The sequence below is a fragment of the Gracilibacillus pellucidus genome (genome assembly GCF_033949965.1).
Lineage (GTDB): Bacteria > Bacillota > Bacilli > Bacillales > Amphibacillaceae > Gracilibacillus > Gracilibacillus pellucidus.
Map to the genome: position 1 here is coordinate 18,625 of NZ_JAWZSR010000012.1, position 17,532 is coordinate 36,156.

Here is a 17,532-nt window from a genome sequence, read left to right on the forward strand (position 1 = left end):
AGAATTCTTTGCTACAAACAATGGGGATATCCCCATTGTTTGTTAGCATAATGAATGTTTATCACGGAGTAAACATCTGTAATATCCCCACTTTCAGCATCGAGTGAAAACAAAGAAAATAAGTGGGGGATAAACAGACGCTAACGCCCTGATAAGTTTCGCTAACAATCTGTGGGAGTTCACTTATTGAAGTCTCACTTTATAAAGACGGTTCATTTAACATTCTTACATGATAAATACCACCTGCAACTTTATTTTTCTCTGCTTGGAAAGTAATCGTTATATATTCTTTACCTTCTATAACAGAGGCTGGAACCGGATATGTTTTTGTATATAATTCCCCAATATTCGGCTTATTAAAGTGTTCTTTCGCCAATACGTAATCATCGATTTTAATCTCAAATTCACGCTTCATCTTTTTACCATCTACTTCTAAAATAAAATCACTTTTGTTAAATGTAATAGCAACATACATTTCTTTTGTCGGATCGACTTTTAGCTGATAACTGAAATAACCGCCATCTCGTGCATCACGCCAACCACTGTGTACGTCATTACTATATCCAGAGTAAGAATTTTTTGATCGAAATTGATGATCTACTTCTGGCTGCTGTTCATGAGGCGTCACTTCATCGACAATTATTTTTTGTTGATGTGCTTTTCGTTTTCTTTCGCTGTCACCAAAATCATTAAATTCTTGTTCAGACATAATATCCCAATAGATCGTATAACGTTCATGATGAAGATCATAAAATGGTTTTAGCAGCATTTGTTTGTTACCTGGGTGACCTATTGCTGTCGTTTCAAACAGTAACTGCTCCTCATCTTTTACTGTTATCCATTCATGTAGTGGTCTATCTGTCACTAATGTAGGCACATCTATTAGTGGATGATTATTTAGTGACTGATGATCATCGACAATATCTGTTTCAGGGAAATTCTCTCTACCTAATGCACCAGCAAGTACTATTGGTCCATACATGATTACTTGTTTCTTTTTGTCATCTTTCGCATAGTATCGATGTAAATCTAACGGTAGTTGAACACTTATTTGATCGCCATTTTTTAATGGTGATTGAATAATAAGATAACCATTCTCCTCTATTGTATGGACTTGTTTACCATTCACTTGGACTACCGATTCCTCACTCAACCAATTCGGTTTTCTTATTGCTATTTCTTTCACTTCATCATCTATCTTTTCCATCGTAATGGTTGCATTTGCTTTATACGGAAAACTTGTCTCCTGTCTTACTATCAGAGAGTCATTATGATCAGACGCTTTAGCCGGTATGAATAAATGTACATACAATCTATCGGCAATTCGTTCGAAAATTCTTTGATTATATCTTGCTGGATTCTCCATACCTGTTCCTGTACAACACCAAAATGAATGATCACATGAATGATATACTTTAAAATGACCTGGTTCAGAAGACACAAAATATGTTTTCATTCCTGAATCAGGGTCTTGTGAAGCAAGAATATGATTATATAAAGCTCGTTCATAATAATCATAGTAACGAGATGACTCTTCCCATCGGAAAAGAATTTCTGTTAGCTTCAGCATATTATATGTGTTACAAGTTTCTGTCGTTAATATCCCTAACTCTTCTGCATTTTCTGGACCAAAATGCTCACGAATACTATTTCCACCGATTGCATATGTTCGAGTATAAACGACTTGATTCCAAAAATACGTAGCAATTTGTTTATACTTTTCTTTCTTCGTCACATTATACAATTTTGCTACACCTATTACCTTTGGAATTTGTGTATTGGCATGCTTCCCTTCTAGGCTATCTTGGTTATTCGCTAACGGTTCTAATACCACTTCATGGAAAAATAGTTCTGCTAGTTCTAAGTGGCGTTCATCTTTAGTAATCAAATAAAGCTCTGCAAACACATCATTCATGCCACCATGTTCACAAATCAACATTCGTTGAATTTGTTCGTTTGTTAAATTTTTTAATCCGTTATATGCCCAATCAGCCAATTTCTCAACAATCTTTAAGGCTAATTTTGAAGCTGTGATCTTATATACATCAATTAAACCAGCATATATTTTATGTAAGGAATACCATGGTACCCATGATCCACCTAAACTAAAGTTATCTACTTCAAATTCGCCAGAAAAAACTCTGTCAAAGCAATCGCGTGAGAATCCAGCAACAAAACCATACTGATCATATGACTGCACTTCCATTAACTCTGTTAACGCATAATCTATTTTGTCCATTAATGCTTTGTCACCTGTAGCGTCATACATTGTAGCCGCAGCGGATAACCAATGCCCAATTGAATGACCAGCAATACCTGTTCGTTCCCAACCACCATAACGTTCTTTTTTCGCTTTCTTGCCGCATCCCTCATAGCATGGTGCCATTAAGCGATCAATATCTAAATAAAGTAAGTATTCCTTACCTTTTTCTTGGGATTTCTTAAACATTCCATCTAATAAAGTAACCTGTTCCATCTCGAACACCCCCTAAACTATTTACACTTTTATTATGAACGATGTTGTAAGCGTTGTACATTCACTATTAGTGAAAATACATATCTTTTTTTTAGAAATTTGCTATAATTAATGTAAACCCTTTCTAATCGGAGTGATCATTTTGAAGCATCCTGTTATTCTTACAAGTAGTTCCTTCCCACTTATTCATGAAATGGGATTTATGACTGATAATAACGGAATAGAGAAACACCCTGAGCGGATTATGCCTGATATTAATGTGTTTGTTTATTGCTTGAAAGGCTATTTACATGTAATAGAAGATGATCAAAACTATCATCTAAAAGAAGGATCCTATCTTTTTCTTAGGAAAAATGTACATCATTGGGGGGAACATTTTTACCAACCAGGTTCTAAGTGGTTTTTTATTCATTTTTTTAGTCAGGACATATCTACTGAAAAAGATGAGTATAATACATACGGTAAGACATCTCTTGTACATGCTGATGCATATGATAAGAAACTTACATTACCGAAATATGGCGAGGTGGCTCATCATGACTACACGAAGCTTCAGTTGCAACAAATACTAGAAGTATTTGAGTCTTCCCACCCTACAAGCTCCATTCTAGCTAGTATGCAAACACACCAATTCTTCCTAGAATTATATGTAGAAAAACTTGAAAACTATGCAAATATGAAAACAAATCGAATGGTAACAAAACTAATTCATTTTATGGATAAAGAAGATAACCATAAGTTAACCAGTAATGAGATTTCAGAGGAGATGGGGATGAATTATGCATACCTATCTACAATATTTAAGCAGCAAACCGGCAAAACGATTACGCAATATCGCAATGAACAAATCGTAGAAAAAGCGATTCATTTTTTTCGTAATCAAAATTATAACGTTTCAGAAGTAAGTGATAAATTAGGCTTCTCTAATCCATTCTATTTCAGTAGAGTATTCAAAAAAGTGACAGGTTTGTCTCCTTCAGACTATTTAAAACGAATATACCGAGGAAAAAGGTAATAAATGATACTTCACTAGCAGGAGTAAACACTGCTCCATGTTGGCTAGCAGCAGAATGCTAAGACACCTAGCCTATATAAAGATCTCGTTTTAGACTACAAAAAAGAGGCGTTGCACAATCTGCTGATCGTGCAACACCCTTTTTGTTTTACTTCCCTTTTGTTCCTTGGCCTTTACTATGAAGAGAGAAAAGGTTTGTGTCGATAGAGAATTGAATCGACTGGCGTTCTCTTTCTCGTTTTAATGCTAATTGTATAAGCTGATCTGTTAATTGTTCGAAGTCTTTTCCGCTTGGTTCCCACAAATAGAAAGATAACGAACCAGGAATCGTATTAATTTCGTTAACAAATACGTCACCTTCAGGATTTAATAAAAAGTCAATTCGTGAAACACCACTTGCATTTAATAAACGGAATGTTCGCTCCGCCAATTCTTTCACTTTTTCCGTTTGTTCCTCATTAATATTAGCAGGTATAATACGGTTAACACTTTCCATCCCTTTTGTATCGCCTGTTTTACCACCGCTTTGATATTTATCTGCATAAGACAAAATCTCGTCCGTTGATAATACTTGCTCACAAACAGAGCTTTCTACTTCTTCATAATCACCTATTACGGAGCAATTTATTTCTGTCAAATCTGTTACCATTTTTTCAATAACAACTTTGAAACTATACGAAATCGCTAGTTCAATCGCTTCTTCTAACTCCGCTTCATTAGCAGCCTTTGAAATTCCGACACTTGAACCAAGGTTTGCTGGCTTCACGATTACTGGATAACCAACTTTTTCAGCTAGTTGCTTAATTTCCTCTTGATTATCATGCCATTGGTTGGAATAAAACCATTGATAATCAACAATTGGCACACCAGAATCTCGTAAAATTTGTTTCATCATTACCTTATCCATACCTGATGCCGACGAAGCAACATCACAACCAACGTATGGAAGACCTAACAATTCTAAATAACCTTGTAAGGATCCATCTTCACCATTAGTACCATGAATGACAGGGAACACAACATCAATAGTTGTAATCACACCTTTAGAGAAAAGAGAGCGTTCTTTTTTCTTTAAGACGATGTTTCCTTCGCTTTCTTGCTCTAATACTACCTTATCAGCATCTTTAAAGAGTTGATCCAAGTTTTTATAATTATCGATATTTGTTAATACATCACCTGTATACCACTCTTTTGTTTTACTTATATAAATGGGTACTGGATCATATTTTGCTCGATCAATAGCATTAAATGCCTGAAGTGCTGAGATAACAGACACTTCATGTTCTACAGATACACCACCAAAAATTACGGCTACTTTTGTTTTCACAGAGTATTCCTCCCAATCAATTACTCATTATATGTGTCAGGTAAATCATTTTCCAATAGAATAATAGCATCTTGACGGTTCAATGCTTGAATTTGTGATATCGCATGATTTAGATCTTTCGCGATAAACAATTGTTCTTCTGGATAGCCTTTCCCGCGAAGTCCATCTTGAATAGGTTTTGTTTGTTTTTCTCCCACAACAATGACATAGTCACATGCATCTGCGGCATATTCACCAAACGCCTTATTATATTGATATTCCTTGTCACCTAATTCTACCATACCTGGTGTCACAAGGACTTTATAACCCTCCATAGAAGAAAGCACTTCTAAAGCCATTCTTGAACCAGTTGGGTTAGAGTTAAAACTATCATCAATGACCGTTAAATTGCCAAACCCTTTTTTAATTTCCATTCGGTGCTTAACTGCTTGAATCTTCTTCACACCTTGCTGTACTTTTGAAAGTGGTACACCCATTTCCCATGCTACACTAATCGCAGCCAAGATATTATAGACATTATGTTTTCCTAATAATTTCGTTTCAAAGTCTGCATCTAGTGTACCTTGTTTATTCGTCACTCTAAATGTTGTCCCTTTATTATGGAAACGAATATCTGAAGCTACATAATCTGCTTCTGTATCATCAATGGCAAAATAAACTTTACGACACGGATTTTTCGGTGTATAAGACATGATGTTTTTGTCATCACGGTTAAGAAAAGCTATACCATCTGCTGGTAATGTTTCCACAATTTCAAATTTTGTCTTTTGAATATTTTCAATTGTTTTAAATGTTTCTAAATGTTGTTCACCAATCGCTGTTAAAATCGCGTATTTATGACTAACTAATTCACAAATTTCTTGAATGTTACCTGGTTCTTTTGCTCCCATCTCAGCAATAAATACATCATGGTACGGTTTTAATGAATTACGAATTGTAATTGTCACACCAATTTTTGTATTAAAACTGTTTGGTGTCTTTAATGTATTGAAATGGGAAGATAGAATAGTATCTAAAATAAACTTCGTACTTGTCTTACCAAAACTACCAGTTATCCCAATTGTGTCTGTGTTTGTAGCACTATCAATAATGCGTTTAGCATCCTTATAATAGTGTTCTTTAATTCCACTCTCGATCGGTCTATTAATGAAGTTCGCCAACAAGACAATCGCATAGGTAAAGATAGATCCTCCAACAATAACTAACGCAGCGAACGCTAATGGGTAGTCATTCCAAATAAAGTGTAAGCTTGTAGCTAATAGGAATAAGTAAATAATCGTAACTGTTACAATTAATCGTTTCACACGTGCAGTAACAACAAGTTTCTTCTTCTCTTGCTTATTTCTCGGAATGAACAGCCCTAATAATAAAATGACAAATATGAGCCAATTCCAATTTAGAAATAGAAGGAAAGCTAAAACAAGTGCTACCCATTCATGGATAGGTACAGCCTTCATCCAATGCTCTGTCACCCATCTCCATAGTCGATTATTAAAATAACTGTTTAACTGTAGCATATGGATCGCTTGTTTCACACGGTAAAAAGCATATACCATCCATAGTACACTAACAATTGAAAATATTATTTGCATCATCAAACTGCTCCTTTATCTTCTTCTAAAAAAGTATCTGCTATAACAGCAACTCTGCGCTTCTGTTCTAAAAAGACATAATGTCCAGCATTCTCAATTACCGCTAAACCAGCATTAGGGATTAACTTTTCCATTATTTTCGCATCAGAAACAGGTGTTGCTGTATCGTTTGCACCCCAAATTAATAAAGTAGGTGCTTTTATATTTGGCATATGGTGTTGCAAATCCTCATTTACCACTTTACTTAATGTTTGCTGCATCACTCTAGATGCATTCTGATAATCAGAAGAACCTGCTTTTCCACGGTATTTCGCCATAATATCATCTTTGTATTTATTGATAATTGGTAAGCTTAAAAGCTTCTTCAATGTTTTGTACGTATAAACTTTCACATAATAATCTACTTTACGCTTTGGCTTCACTCCAGCACTACCAATTAGGATAATTTTATGTACATTGTCCTGGTGCCTATCAGCATATTTAAGTGAAACTCTTCCACCAAACGAATGTCCAACCAAAATCGGGTTATCGATATTTAACTTTACTAAAAATTGCTCAAAAAAGTCTGTATATTGCCCTACATCCCAAGCCTCTGGTGGTTCATCACTCTGACCAAATCCGGGAAAATCGAGCGAAGTAACTTGAAAATGCTCACTTAAACGATTTTGCAAGTCTTCAAATAAATCGAGGCTCGTTCCCCAACCATGAAGCATAACGATAGGACGACCCTCACCGGTTTGTTGATAATGAATTTTTAATTGATCTATTTCTATAAACACGAATGAACGCTCCCTTATTAGTCTCAGCTTATATCTTTCGTACATTATTATCATTTATATGACGCTCAAAAAAATTTAGAAAGAAAAATTTCACACCCTTAATAATATCACAAAAATTGAAAGAGGGATAGACTTTATACACCTGTCTATCCCTCTTACGGTTTATCTACTTATTGTTTTCTCGACTGTTCTTCTTCCGTTATTCCAGCCATATAAGAGTTAAGCACTTGCTGATACGTCTCTTCTATTCCTTGCTCATAGTCCTTATCCACAGTATTTCTACTTTCTACATTACTCGTTTTTTTCTTTTGCTCCATCCAATCACCTCAAATATAGCTTGAGCTGAATTGATTTTTGTATGCAAATCAATTTATTTTCTACCTCGTTCATCTTTAAATGTCGTTAATTGCTGTAATTCATGATGACACTTCTTGTCTTCGTACATTAACGAATCTGCTTGATGTAATAACTGATCCAATGTTTTACCATCATCCGGGTAAAAGCTTAATCCAATACTGGCAGTTAGTGTAACTTTCGTTTTATTTATCAAAATAGGCTGATGAATCATTTCTAACAATTGCTCGCATAATTGTTGTATGTCCCGCTCTTCCGCCACCGCAACAAACTCATCACCAGCAAGTCGGTAAAATGTTACCCTCTTATTTTGCTCAAACCTGATTAACCTCTTGGCAAAAACTTTTAATAACAAGTCTCCACCACTATGCCCAAGTGTATCATTCACCTGCTTGAACTTGTCTAAATCAATAAAGATTATAACAAATTTTTCATCCGAGTCAGCATTAGTTAGACGTTTACGAACATCTGTGTGAAAAGAATAACGATTTGGTAACTCTGTCAGCCCATCGTAATGAGCTAGTCGATACAATTTTGATTCTGATTCGATTAACTGACTTGTTCTTGCAGTCAAAAGTTCATTTTTCTTTTTCGCATCTGTAAACATCGTTTGTAATTGCCTAGCTACCTGTTCAATGTTTTTCCCAAGCATTGAAAACTCTACAATGGGCGTTGCATTCCAATAGAAACCTTCCTGACGTTTCATCTTTTCTGGTAAATCACTTGTCAACCTTGTTAATCGTTCCAACGAGCTGGATAGAACACGGTTCACAATGATAGCGAAGATTAATGCGAGAACTAGCATAAGTAAAGCGAACATACAGTAATCTCGAATATTTTTCATTACACCCATTACATCCTCTGCAATGGGATAAACCACATAGGTTCGATTATTTAAAAAGGTAGTTTCTCCAACATAATAACCACGATACCAACTTGCTAGCCTATCGTCCGTTGAACTCAGAAAAATATAATTGTTCGGATTAACTTCCTTTACATATTGATTAGTGACCAAGAAAGGAACAATCTTATGTTCTACTTGTCCATCCGTATCAAACCATATTTGATCATCTTCGTCCAATATTACCATACGCTGATGTAATGAACTTACCGTATCATCCAAAACAGCGGAAGCTTCCACTTTTTCTGCTTCACTACTATGCGATAATAGTTCCATTTCTTTTAATTGCAAGTATTCTTCTACTTGCTGAAACTGTGTATAGTAGCCTTGATAAATATTATCTTCCCCTGCTTTCGCATCCAATCCAATAATAACCATTAACGGCAGCACCGCAGAGAAGACTAGAAGGTGTGAAATTACCTGACCAAAATGCAAGCGTGGCTGATTCCAGAACCATTTTTGCAACTTAGGAAAAAATGGTAAATATTCAAAACACATATCTGCAATTAGAGCTGAAAACAACGTCCCAAGTATTACTTTAATAAGTACAAAGCTACTAAGAATTCTTAAATTCTCTGTAAGATCAACCCAAAAGAAGCTAATCAAATAATAAACAAAAAAGAGAATAAAGCTATATACAAAGCTCCACTTAAACAAAGTTTTGCCCTTCTTCTCGTATAAGAATCCCATAAATAATACAGCTAAGGTATTTATAAATACTAAAACACTCTCAATGTGTACTATATATACAAATGCGTTAACACTTATTGTTAACAACAATGCAAATTTCAAACCGAATTGCCTTATAGATACTAAATATAGTATTTGAGCAAAACCAAAAGTTATGCTAAAAACAATTGGTATCGAAAAAATATGCAGTAATGTAGTAAAAATGAAAAATAGTAGAAAGAACCACATTTTAATTTTTTTGTTACGCATATTTTTAACTCCTCATCCATAAATTCTGTCGCTAGTGAAAAGAGACCGAGATAAAAGAGTAATTAAATAGGAAAACTTTGAACATTCAAGCATGATGACAAATATCGCTTATTGTTGTTCGGATTTCATTCTTCCTAATTAATTAAGTCCCGGCCTCTATCATTTACATGCAAATAAAAGACCTATACATCCCCAAAGTATAAGTCTCCTGTTACGACATTATTCAAAAAACCTAGCAATCTATCTATGGTCATCCTAGTTAGAACGGTCGTTTTGCATTTTATCTGAACATAATTGAATTATATGTAATGTAGTACATTTATATCATATAATTTTAGCATAACTTTCCTAAAATATAAATCCCTTTTCCCACCTTTTAAGTTTTACACGTAGATACCCTCAAACTAAAACCATTATCTATACATAGCTTCTACAGAACTAAAATAGTAGAAAAACGCGGACATTTAATGGTATGATGACAATTGAAACTCATAGAATAAGGCTGTTCAGACGTTTATCCCATACTTAACTTTTTATTCTAACTCGAAACTTGAAGTAGGGAGTCTACGTTTACATGGTGATGAAAGATTTAGAGAACTATTTCATTTACATAGGAGGTTTTAAAGAATGATGAAAGAAATTCAAGCAACTGAATTAGCAGATAAGTTAAAAAACGGTGAAAACATTGCTATTATTGATGTTCGAGAAGATGATGAAGTAGCAGAAGGAATGATTCCAGGAGCTAAGCATATTCGCTTAGGTGAAATACCTGATCGATTAGAGGAATTTGATCGCAATGAACATTACTATATTGTTTGTCGTTCTGGTGCAAGAAGTGGACGAGCTACTGAATTTTTAGAAGGAAATGGCATTGAAGCAACTAATATGGTTGGCGGTATGCTTGCTTGGGAAGACGAAATCGAAACACCAAGTGATAAATAAAAAAAGACATTAACCAGCAAGATAGTATCCACAATAAAAAGGATTGCCTGCACACTTAGATACCTAATTGTGCAGACAATCCTTTTTTATGTCATTTTCGTAGTCTAAAAACGAGAGTAGATGTTGCTCCCTGTTGGATACTCCGTGAAATGCGCTCACTCATTCTACTTCTAGTGAGTGGTAGGAAAGAACTACGTCAGAATACTCCACTTTCACCCTCGGGGTGAAAGCGTAGTGTTTTGTCGGAGCTTATGCCAACAGTCATCATCAATAGAATGGAAGAAAGTCTAGCCCCCAAGAGACTCTCGTTTTTAGACAGTGTAAGAATGTTTATTTTCTTCAACGGTTCTTTTTTTATTATTTTACGATTAAAACAGGGCATTCTACTCGTTTTGCTAGTTTATGACTAACACTTCCGAGTATCATCGTTTGTAGTTGATTCAATCCACGGCTACCTACTACGAGAATATCATATTCATTTCGGTTAGCAAATTCTACAATAGCAGGTCCTGGTTCACCGTGAACTACGTGTGTTTCATATTCAAGCCCAGCCGCTTCCAATACGTCTATTACGGGCTGGATTCTTTCTTGTCTTACTTTTTTTACTTCATATTTATCTACACCATGTAAAACATTTTCCTTTGATGTTTTACTATCAACTACATAAACAACATCAATTGTACCTTGGTCGATTTGAGCTATTTTCACTGCATGAGATGCTGCTCTAATAGAATGATCTGACCCATCTGCTGCCAGTAAAATCTTTTGGTACATCTCGCCACCCCATTTTGTCCGATTTAATGGTCTGATGCCTTAGATAAGCCGCCAATTTTATTCTTCAATTGATTACTTTCGGGATTCATACCTTTATATGTTACTTTAACATTATTTTGCTCGAATTTCGACTCAATTTTGTCTAAAGCACCAATTGCAGAATCATCCCAAAGGTGTGCCATTGTTAAATCAATTTCTACTTCTTCTAATTGTTCCGTAAAATCAAATTTTGCCACTAGGTCGTTAACAGATGCGAAGAAAATCTGCCCTTCCACTTTGTAAACTTTCTTCTTATCTTTTACTTCCACTTTCTCCGTAACATCCACTTTAGAAATTTTAGCAGCAAAGAAAATTGCACTTAGAAGTACACCTGTTAACACACCAATTGATAAGTTATGTGTGATAACTACTGTTACAACGGTTACTACCATTACGAGTGCATCTGTTCTAGGGATTTTCAACAAATTCTTGACAGATCCCCAATCAAATGTACTGATGGACACCATGATCATTACCCCTGCAAGGGCAGCTAGTGGAATCTTATCTACTACATTCCCTAATACTACAATTAAAAACATTAAGAAGGCACCTGCTACCAATGTAGATAATCGACCTCTACCACCTGATTTTACATTAATAACAGATTGTCCAATCATCGCACATCCTGCCATTCCACCAAAGAAACCAGCAACAATATTAGCAATACCTTGACCACGGCTTTCTCTATTTTTATCACTTTCTGTATCGGTCATATCATCGATGATATTAGAAGTTAATAAAGACTCTAACAAACCAACAAGTGCTAATGATAAAGAATACGGGAAGATAATCGTTAATGTCTCCCAAGTAAATGGGATATCCGGAATTAAAAAGGATGGTAAATCAGAACTTAAATTTCCTAAACTACCTACTGAACGAATGTCAAACCCGAAGAACACAACGATAATTGTAACAACAATTATTGCAACTAATGTAGACGGTACAGCTTTTGTTATCATAGGGAAAATATAAATAATTGCTAGTGTTAAGGCGACTAAAGCATACATTACCCAACTTTCACCCTTAAAATGATCGAACTGTGCGGTAAAGATGAGAATAGCTAGTGCGTTAACAAACCCTATCATGACAGAACGTGGCACGAACTTGATAACAACTGCTAGTTTAAATACTCCAAATAATATTTGTAGTACCCCTGTTAAGATAGTAGCGGCAAGTAAATACTGTAAACCGTGTTCCGCAACTAATGTTACCATTAACAAAGCCATTGCTCCGGTTGCTGCAGAAATCATTCCAGGTCTGCCCCCTACAAAAGCAATCACCATTGCAATACAAAAGGATGCATACAACCCTACCATCGGATCAACACCTGCAATAATCGAAAAGGCTATTGCCTCCGGTATTAACGCAAGGGCTACTACTATTCCGGCTAGAATGTCTCCTTTAACATTTCCAAACCATTCTTTTTTTAATCTTTCTATGTCCATAAGACACCTCTTTCTTCTATAAATAGTTCTCTGATTCCCTCAGAGATAATCCGAAATGAACAAAATGTATCATATCACATTTCACAAAACAGACAAAATTATAGGTAAGCGGAAACATATAGATAATACTTTAATATTCTACTTTATACTCACTCACTCTATCATTTTTAAACATAGAAGAAATATGTACAAAAAACGAACATGAAAGCAGACTTCCTATCGCAAACTTCCATGTTCAACTAGTATTCCTTATTATTTACTTTTTTATCACGTTGCTAACGCCCTAATAAGTTTTATTACTAATCAGCGGAAGTTAAAATTCCTCTCACTTTATGAAAATAAGTTCTGCCATGTTTCTGGTCCAACAATCCCATCGACTTGTAAATGATGACGACTCTGATAGTCTCTTACTTTCCTTTTTGTTTCAGGTCCAAAAATGCCGTCTACTTTGGCACCTACTCTTCGCTGAATAATACGAACGGTGCTTCCTCTACTACCTGCCCTTATAATTCCTGGGTAGCTAGCTACTAATGCTGTTTGCTGATTCAACCTTTTTCTTGTAATCGGTCCAACGATTCCGTCTACTGCTATTTGTTCAGAGCGTTGAAAGCTCTTTACCGCTGACTCTGTTTCTTGACCAAACTTGCCATCCGCACCGAATCGTGGTAATGAAAAGCCTAATTTCATTAGCTCTCTCTGCAAGTTCGCTACTGAATCACCATTTTTTCCATCCTGTAACGTACTACTCGATTCAAACTGGTTTATATATGCAATAGGTTCAACCGTTGATAATTGCGTATTTGCGCGATATCCATATGGCGGTGATGTTTCTACATTGTTCCTCACTTCAAAATGCAAATGCGAACCAGTCACTTGACCAGTACTTCCTTGATAACCGATCACTTGATGTTGGTTAACTGTCTGACCTCTTGTTACCGTAACGGAGTCAAGATGGGCATACAATTGTGCTCGATTTTTCCGGTCTCGCATTAATACTACATTGCCATAACCACCTAAGCCTGTACCACTTCTACCCATACCCGCATAAATCACTGTTCCAGATGTAAAAGCGTTAATTTCTGCACGATGTGATTTTACTAAGTCAACGCCGGCATGAAATGCTCTTGTACCTCTAATCGGATGAACCCTATATCCATATGGACTTGTTATCCGATAACCGCGGAATTCTGCCATTTATTATCCCTCCTTATAACTCTTCTTCCCTATTGAATGTTTGTTTGACAATTTGATGACTAAATACAGCCATACCTGTCGCAATAACACCATCTGCAATCGCTCGAACATTCCAACCATAGACATTACATGCTGCTAGGACACCAACGACTAATAAAATCCATATTATCAGCCAATCAGGAATAAATGGTGTTCTTTTACACGCATACCCAATAAACCAGAGCGCTGGAACCATGAAATAATAATCTTCTGTGATGAAATATAAGAACTCACCTATCATCACGAACACCTCCTCTGATTTTTTCCTATGAGTCACTAAGCAGCTGTTCATTCCATTCGAACATTGCATAATAAGGGACTCATATTACTATATGCATCCTCCTTCCTAGTCGTATTGGCATTCGCCATAGGCTATTCTTTTTTCATCAGTAATCAAATTATTTCCTCATTTTATCACGGTGCATGAGTCCGTAAGCCCCCCCACTTCAAGGTTCAAGTGAAAACAAAGAAGCGAAGATAGGGGATAAACGGACGCTAACGCCCTGATAAGTTTCGCTAACAATCAGCGGGAGTAAAAAACTCCCACTGATTGAAGTCTCACTTTATAATCAACGATATTACAAAAAAGGTGTCAGCTATAACCGAGTTTTGGCGTTAAGAGATCAGACTTATTGATTAAGGCACTAACTTTCATTGATTGAATTCTCCCTTAACTAGATAGAAAAATCCGAACAATTAACTTGAGCAAGCTTATCTCACCTGCCAAGTTAATTTGTTCGGATTCCACTTTCTTCCTTTAATTTTATTATGCCTCAATTGGATTAGCGATCGTTTGTGTTTCTTTTCTATTTGCCTGCTTTCTATCCTTCAATGGCTTTTTATATTTTTTTATTGTGAATCCTGTCATACCATAAATGATGCTGATAATTGGGGTAATTAATGCCAAGAAACAAAATGGTAAATACGTACCTGCTGATACACCAAGCGCTGCAGTAACGTACAGTCCTGCCCCTGTCCATGGAATAAGTGGTGCACTTTGCGTTCCGGCATCTTCCAACACACGAGATAAATTCTCAGGTTTTACGTTTAACCTTTCAAATATTGGTCTCATTAATGTACCGCTCATCACATTTGCAAAGTAAACAGAACCACCAATTGCAAGTGTGATATAACTCACAATAATAGTAACGAATGTCAACATGCCCGTACTTTTGATCTTAGAGGCAAAAGAAGCAACTAACACTTCTAGAGCACCTGATTCAGCTAACATTCCTCCTAGTCCAAGTGCAAACAAGAATAGTGCTACCAAACCTAGCATACTTGTTACGCCACCACGTTGAAGTAAATCATCAACCATCCCTATTCCAGATTCGAACTGATATCCATTATATAATGTTGAAATCACATCAGTAATGGTAATACCTTGATACAATACTGCTATAATTCCGCCAGTCATCGCAGCAAGAAAGATCGATGGAATCGCCGGCTTTTTCATTACAAGTAATGTGATTAGAATAGCAATAGGTATCAATGAAATGATACCTATATGGAATGTTGTATCCAAATAGGTTGTTAACTGACTTACTGTTCCTTCATTAATAACAGAAACTTCATAGTTAAGTCCGATTACAGTGAAGATAATAGCAGTAATGAGGTAAGATGGTACAGTTGTCCATAGCATATGCTTAATATGTGTAAACAACTCCGTACCTGAAACGGTAGCTGTTAAATTCGTTGTATCAGATAGCGGTGATAATTTGTCTCCAAAGAAGGCGCCACTAATGATAGCACCAGCTGTTAAACCAACAGGGATTCCTAACGAGGTACCAACCCCCATCATCGCAACACCTGCTGTTCCAACAGCTCCCCAAGAAGTACCCGTAGCAACCGCTACAAGTGAACAGAACAATAATGTCGTTACAAGGAAAAATTGAGGTGAAACTGTTTCGATACCATAATAAATCAAAGTTGGTACTGTCCCTGCTGCAATCCATGCACCAATTAAAACACCGACGGTTAAAACAATCAGCCCAGGCTGTAACGCCTTACTCATTGACCTGATCATCGACTTTTCAACTTGCTTATATGATAAACCTAATCCCATCATAAAAGGAATCATCGCAAGCATACTAATAAACATCAGAATTTGAATGGGTGCATCAAATGCTAAAATTCCAATCGAAATAGTAGCCACTGCAGTCATGAACATACATAAAGCATAATAAAATGCTGGTTTTTTCATTGTTGTATTACTCCTATCCTTATCGGTGTCCAACCAATCACTCCTTAATATACACTTTATAAAGTGAGACTTCGATCAGTGGGAGTTAGCGTCCGTTTTCCCACTTAGATCCGTGTTACAACTCGGACGTTGAAGTAGGGGTTTTGGCGGACGTTTACACCATGATAAACGTAATATTCTTAATTACGTTTCAATAAAATGATACTATACTTTAGTATTTTTACAAAATCGACTGTGCATGAATATACTTGCACGTATGATAATGAATTAATATTGTAAGCGATTAATGAGATAAAAATCATGGATATGCACGAATATAATCGAAAATGCTACAAATTCGGTAAGTTAGTAGAGGGAATATATATTAAAAATGAAAATGCTATTCAATTAAAACAAGATTCGTCCATAATAAAAAATCTAATTACCATATAAAGTGAGACTTCAATCAGTGGGGGTTTTACGGACCTACGCACCGTGATAAACTCTACGATACTATCATCCATTTTTTTCATCTATCCTTTTCATCATTTTCTAATATTAGAAACTTTCTACAATCACTGTAACTACTTTACTCACTACTAGATTCACTAAAGCAAATTACTTTCTTTCCTTTATACTTTTATGTAAGAATAAAAAGAGGGATAAGAGAGGTGTTAATAATGAAAATTGAAATATGGTCAGATTTTGTATGCCCATTTTGCTATATTGGTAAAACTAGATTAGAACAGGCAATTGAACGTTTCCCAGAGAAATTAGATGTTGATATAGAATATAAAAGTTTTGAACTCGACCCAAACGCACCAAAATATTCAGGTGTAAGCATTAATGAGTCATTAGCTAAAAAGTATAATATGTCAATCGAGCAAGCTAAAGCAGCGAATGAACAAATCGGTGAGCAAGCTAAAGCAGTTGGCTTAGACTTCGTTTTTGACACAATGAAGCCTGGTAACACATTTGATGCGCATCGTATTAGTAAATATGCTGCCACAGTAGGACGCGAAGCTGAATTTGTTAACACGATGTTGTACAACTATTTCACGTTATCTAAAGATGTAAGTGACAAAGATACATTACTTGCCATTACAAATGAACTTGGCTTTGACCAGGAAAAAGTTCAAGCTATCTTAAATGATGAGACTATTCACGCAGACTTAGTTAGACAAGATGAGGCAGAAGCTCAACAATTAGGCATTACAGGTGTGCCGTTTTTTGTTATCAATAAAAAATACGCTATTTCAGGAGCTCAACCTATCGAAACATTTATGCAAGCATTAGAAAAAGTTGCCGAAGAAGAAAACAATCAGTTGCAACACTTAAACTTCGAACAAGGAAGTTTTTGTGACGGAGATAATTGTAATTAAGCAACGAGAAAGAGGAACCGGACTTGTCCAGTTCCTTCTTTTTTATAGGGGCAAAACTCACTTCCATTGCTGCAAGCTCCAAATTAGTTTCTTTGTCACTACTTGAATATTGAATATTAAAGTAGGAGGATTTCCTATTCATCTACCGCATT

Annotated in this window: 14 protein-coding genes; 3 read left to right on the forward strand and 11 right to left on the reverse strand. The window is 35.8% G+C overall.

From position 1 onward, the window contains the following. Positions 1 to 199 precede the first annotated feature (199 nt). Positions 200 to 2,476 (reverse strand): beta-L-arabinofuranosidase domain-containing protein, encoded by a 2,277-nt coding sequence (locus SH601_RS15750; RefSeq protein ID WP_319959289.1) that lies wholly within the window; start codon positions 2,474 to 2,476, stop codon positions 200 to 202. Between the two features lie 142 nt (positions 2,477 to 2,618). Here SH601_RS15750 and SH601_RS15755 point away from each other — a divergent pair, with 142 nt between their 5' ends. Continuing rightward, the gene (locus SH601_RS15755) at positions 2,619 to 3,491 is read left to right on the forward strand and encodes an AraC family transcriptional regulator (protein WP_319959290.1); all 873 of its coding nucleotides are present in this window, start codon (positions 2,619 to 2,621) and stop codon (positions 3,489 to 3,491) included. A gap of 148 nt (positions 3,492 to 3,639) precedes the next feature. Here the strand turns inward: SH601_RS15755 and SH601_RS15760 are convergent, their stop codons facing one another. From SH601_RS15760 to SH601_RS15780, 5 genes are all read right to left on the reverse strand, one after another. Next, positions 3,640 to 4,818 carry a D-alanine--D-alanine ligase family protein gene (locus SH601_RS15760; protein WP_319959291.1) on the reverse strand — a complete coding sequence of 393 codons (1,179 nt, stop codon included), beginning with the start codon at positions 4,816 to 4,818 and terminating at the stop codon, positions 3,640 to 3,642. A 20-nt stretch (positions 4,819 to 4,838) separates the two neighbouring features. Beyond that, complete coding sequence (locus SH601_RS15765; RefSeq protein WP_319959292.1) at positions 4,839 to 6,410, reverse strand: UDP-N-acetylmuramoyl-tripeptide--D-alanyl-D-alanine ligase; 1,572 nt, start codon at positions 6,408 to 6,410, stop codon at positions 4,839 to 4,841. A gap of 2 nt (positions 6,411 to 6,412) precedes the next feature. Continuing rightward, positions 6,413 to 7,189 carry an alpha/beta fold hydrolase gene (locus SH601_RS15770; protein WP_319959293.1) on the reverse strand — a complete coding sequence of 259 codons (777 nt, stop codon included), beginning with the start codon at positions 7,187 to 7,189 and terminating at the stop codon, positions 6,413 to 6,415. A 170-nt stretch (positions 7,190 to 7,359) separates the two neighbouring features. Further along, positions 7,360 to 7,506, reverse strand: coding sequence for a hypothetical protein (locus SH601_RS15775; RefSeq protein ID WP_319959294.1), 147 nt, complete (start codon positions 7,504 to 7,506; stop codon positions 7,360 to 7,362). 53 nt (positions 7,507 to 7,559) lie between these two features. Continuing rightward, the gene (locus tag SH601_RS15780) at positions 7,560 to 9,383 is read right to left on the reverse strand and encodes a GGDEF domain-containing protein (RefSeq protein WP_319959295.1); all 1,824 of its coding nucleotides are present in this window, start codon (positions 9,381 to 9,383) and stop codon (positions 7,560 to 7,562) included. Positions 9,384 to 10,013: 630 nt separating this feature from the next. Between SH601_RS15780 and SH601_RS15785 the strand changes: the two genes are divergently transcribed. Beyond that, on the forward strand, positions 10,014 to 10,325 hold the full coding sequence (locus SH601_RS15785) for a rhodanese-like domain-containing protein (RefSeq protein WP_319959330.1): 312 nt from the start codon (positions 10,014 to 10,016) through the stop codon (positions 10,323 to 10,325). A gap of 357 nt (positions 10,326 to 10,682) precedes the next feature. Here the strand turns inward: SH601_RS15785 and SH601_RS15790 are convergent, their stop codons facing one another. From SH601_RS15790 to nhaC, 5 genes are all read right to left on the reverse strand, one after another. Next, complete coding sequence (locus SH601_RS15790; RefSeq protein WP_319959296.1) at positions 10,683 to 11,099, reverse strand: universal stress protein; 417 nt, start codon at positions 11,097 to 11,099, stop codon at positions 10,683 to 10,685. Positions 11,100 to 11,122: 23 nt separating this feature from the next. Then, positions 11,123 to 12,583, reverse strand: coding sequence for a SulP family inorganic anion transporter (locus SH601_RS15795; protein WP_319959297.1), 1,461 nt, complete (start codon positions 12,581 to 12,583; stop codon positions 11,123 to 11,125). Positions 12,584 to 12,913: 330 nt separating this feature from the next. Then, positions 12,914 to 13,777 (reverse strand): peptidoglycan-binding protein, encoded by an 864-nt coding sequence (locus tag SH601_RS15800; RefSeq protein ID WP_319959298.1) that lies wholly within the window; start codon positions 13,775 to 13,777, stop codon positions 12,914 to 12,916. 13 nt (positions 13,778 to 13,790) lie between these two features. Continuing rightward, positions 13,791 to 14,057 (reverse strand): phage holin family protein, encoded by a 267-nt coding sequence (locus SH601_RS15805; protein ID WP_319959299.1) that lies wholly within the window; start codon positions 14,055 to 14,057, stop codon positions 13,791 to 13,793. 525 nt (positions 14,058 to 14,582) lie between these two features. Further along, entirely contained in the window at positions 14,583 to 16,019 is a 1,437-nt protein-coding gene (nhaC, locus tag SH601_RS15810) for a Na+/H+ antiporter NhaC (RefSeq protein WP_319959300.1), read from the reverse strand. 659 nt (positions 16,020 to 16,678) lie between these two features. Here nhaC and SH601_RS15815 point away from each other — a divergent pair. Further along, positions 16,679 to 17,380, forward strand: a complete 702-nt coding sequence (locus SH601_RS15815) for a DsbA family oxidoreductase (RefSeq protein ID WP_319959301.1) — start codon at positions 16,679 to 16,681, stop codon at positions 17,378 to 17,380. Positions 17,381 to 17,532 lie beyond the last annotated feature (152 nt).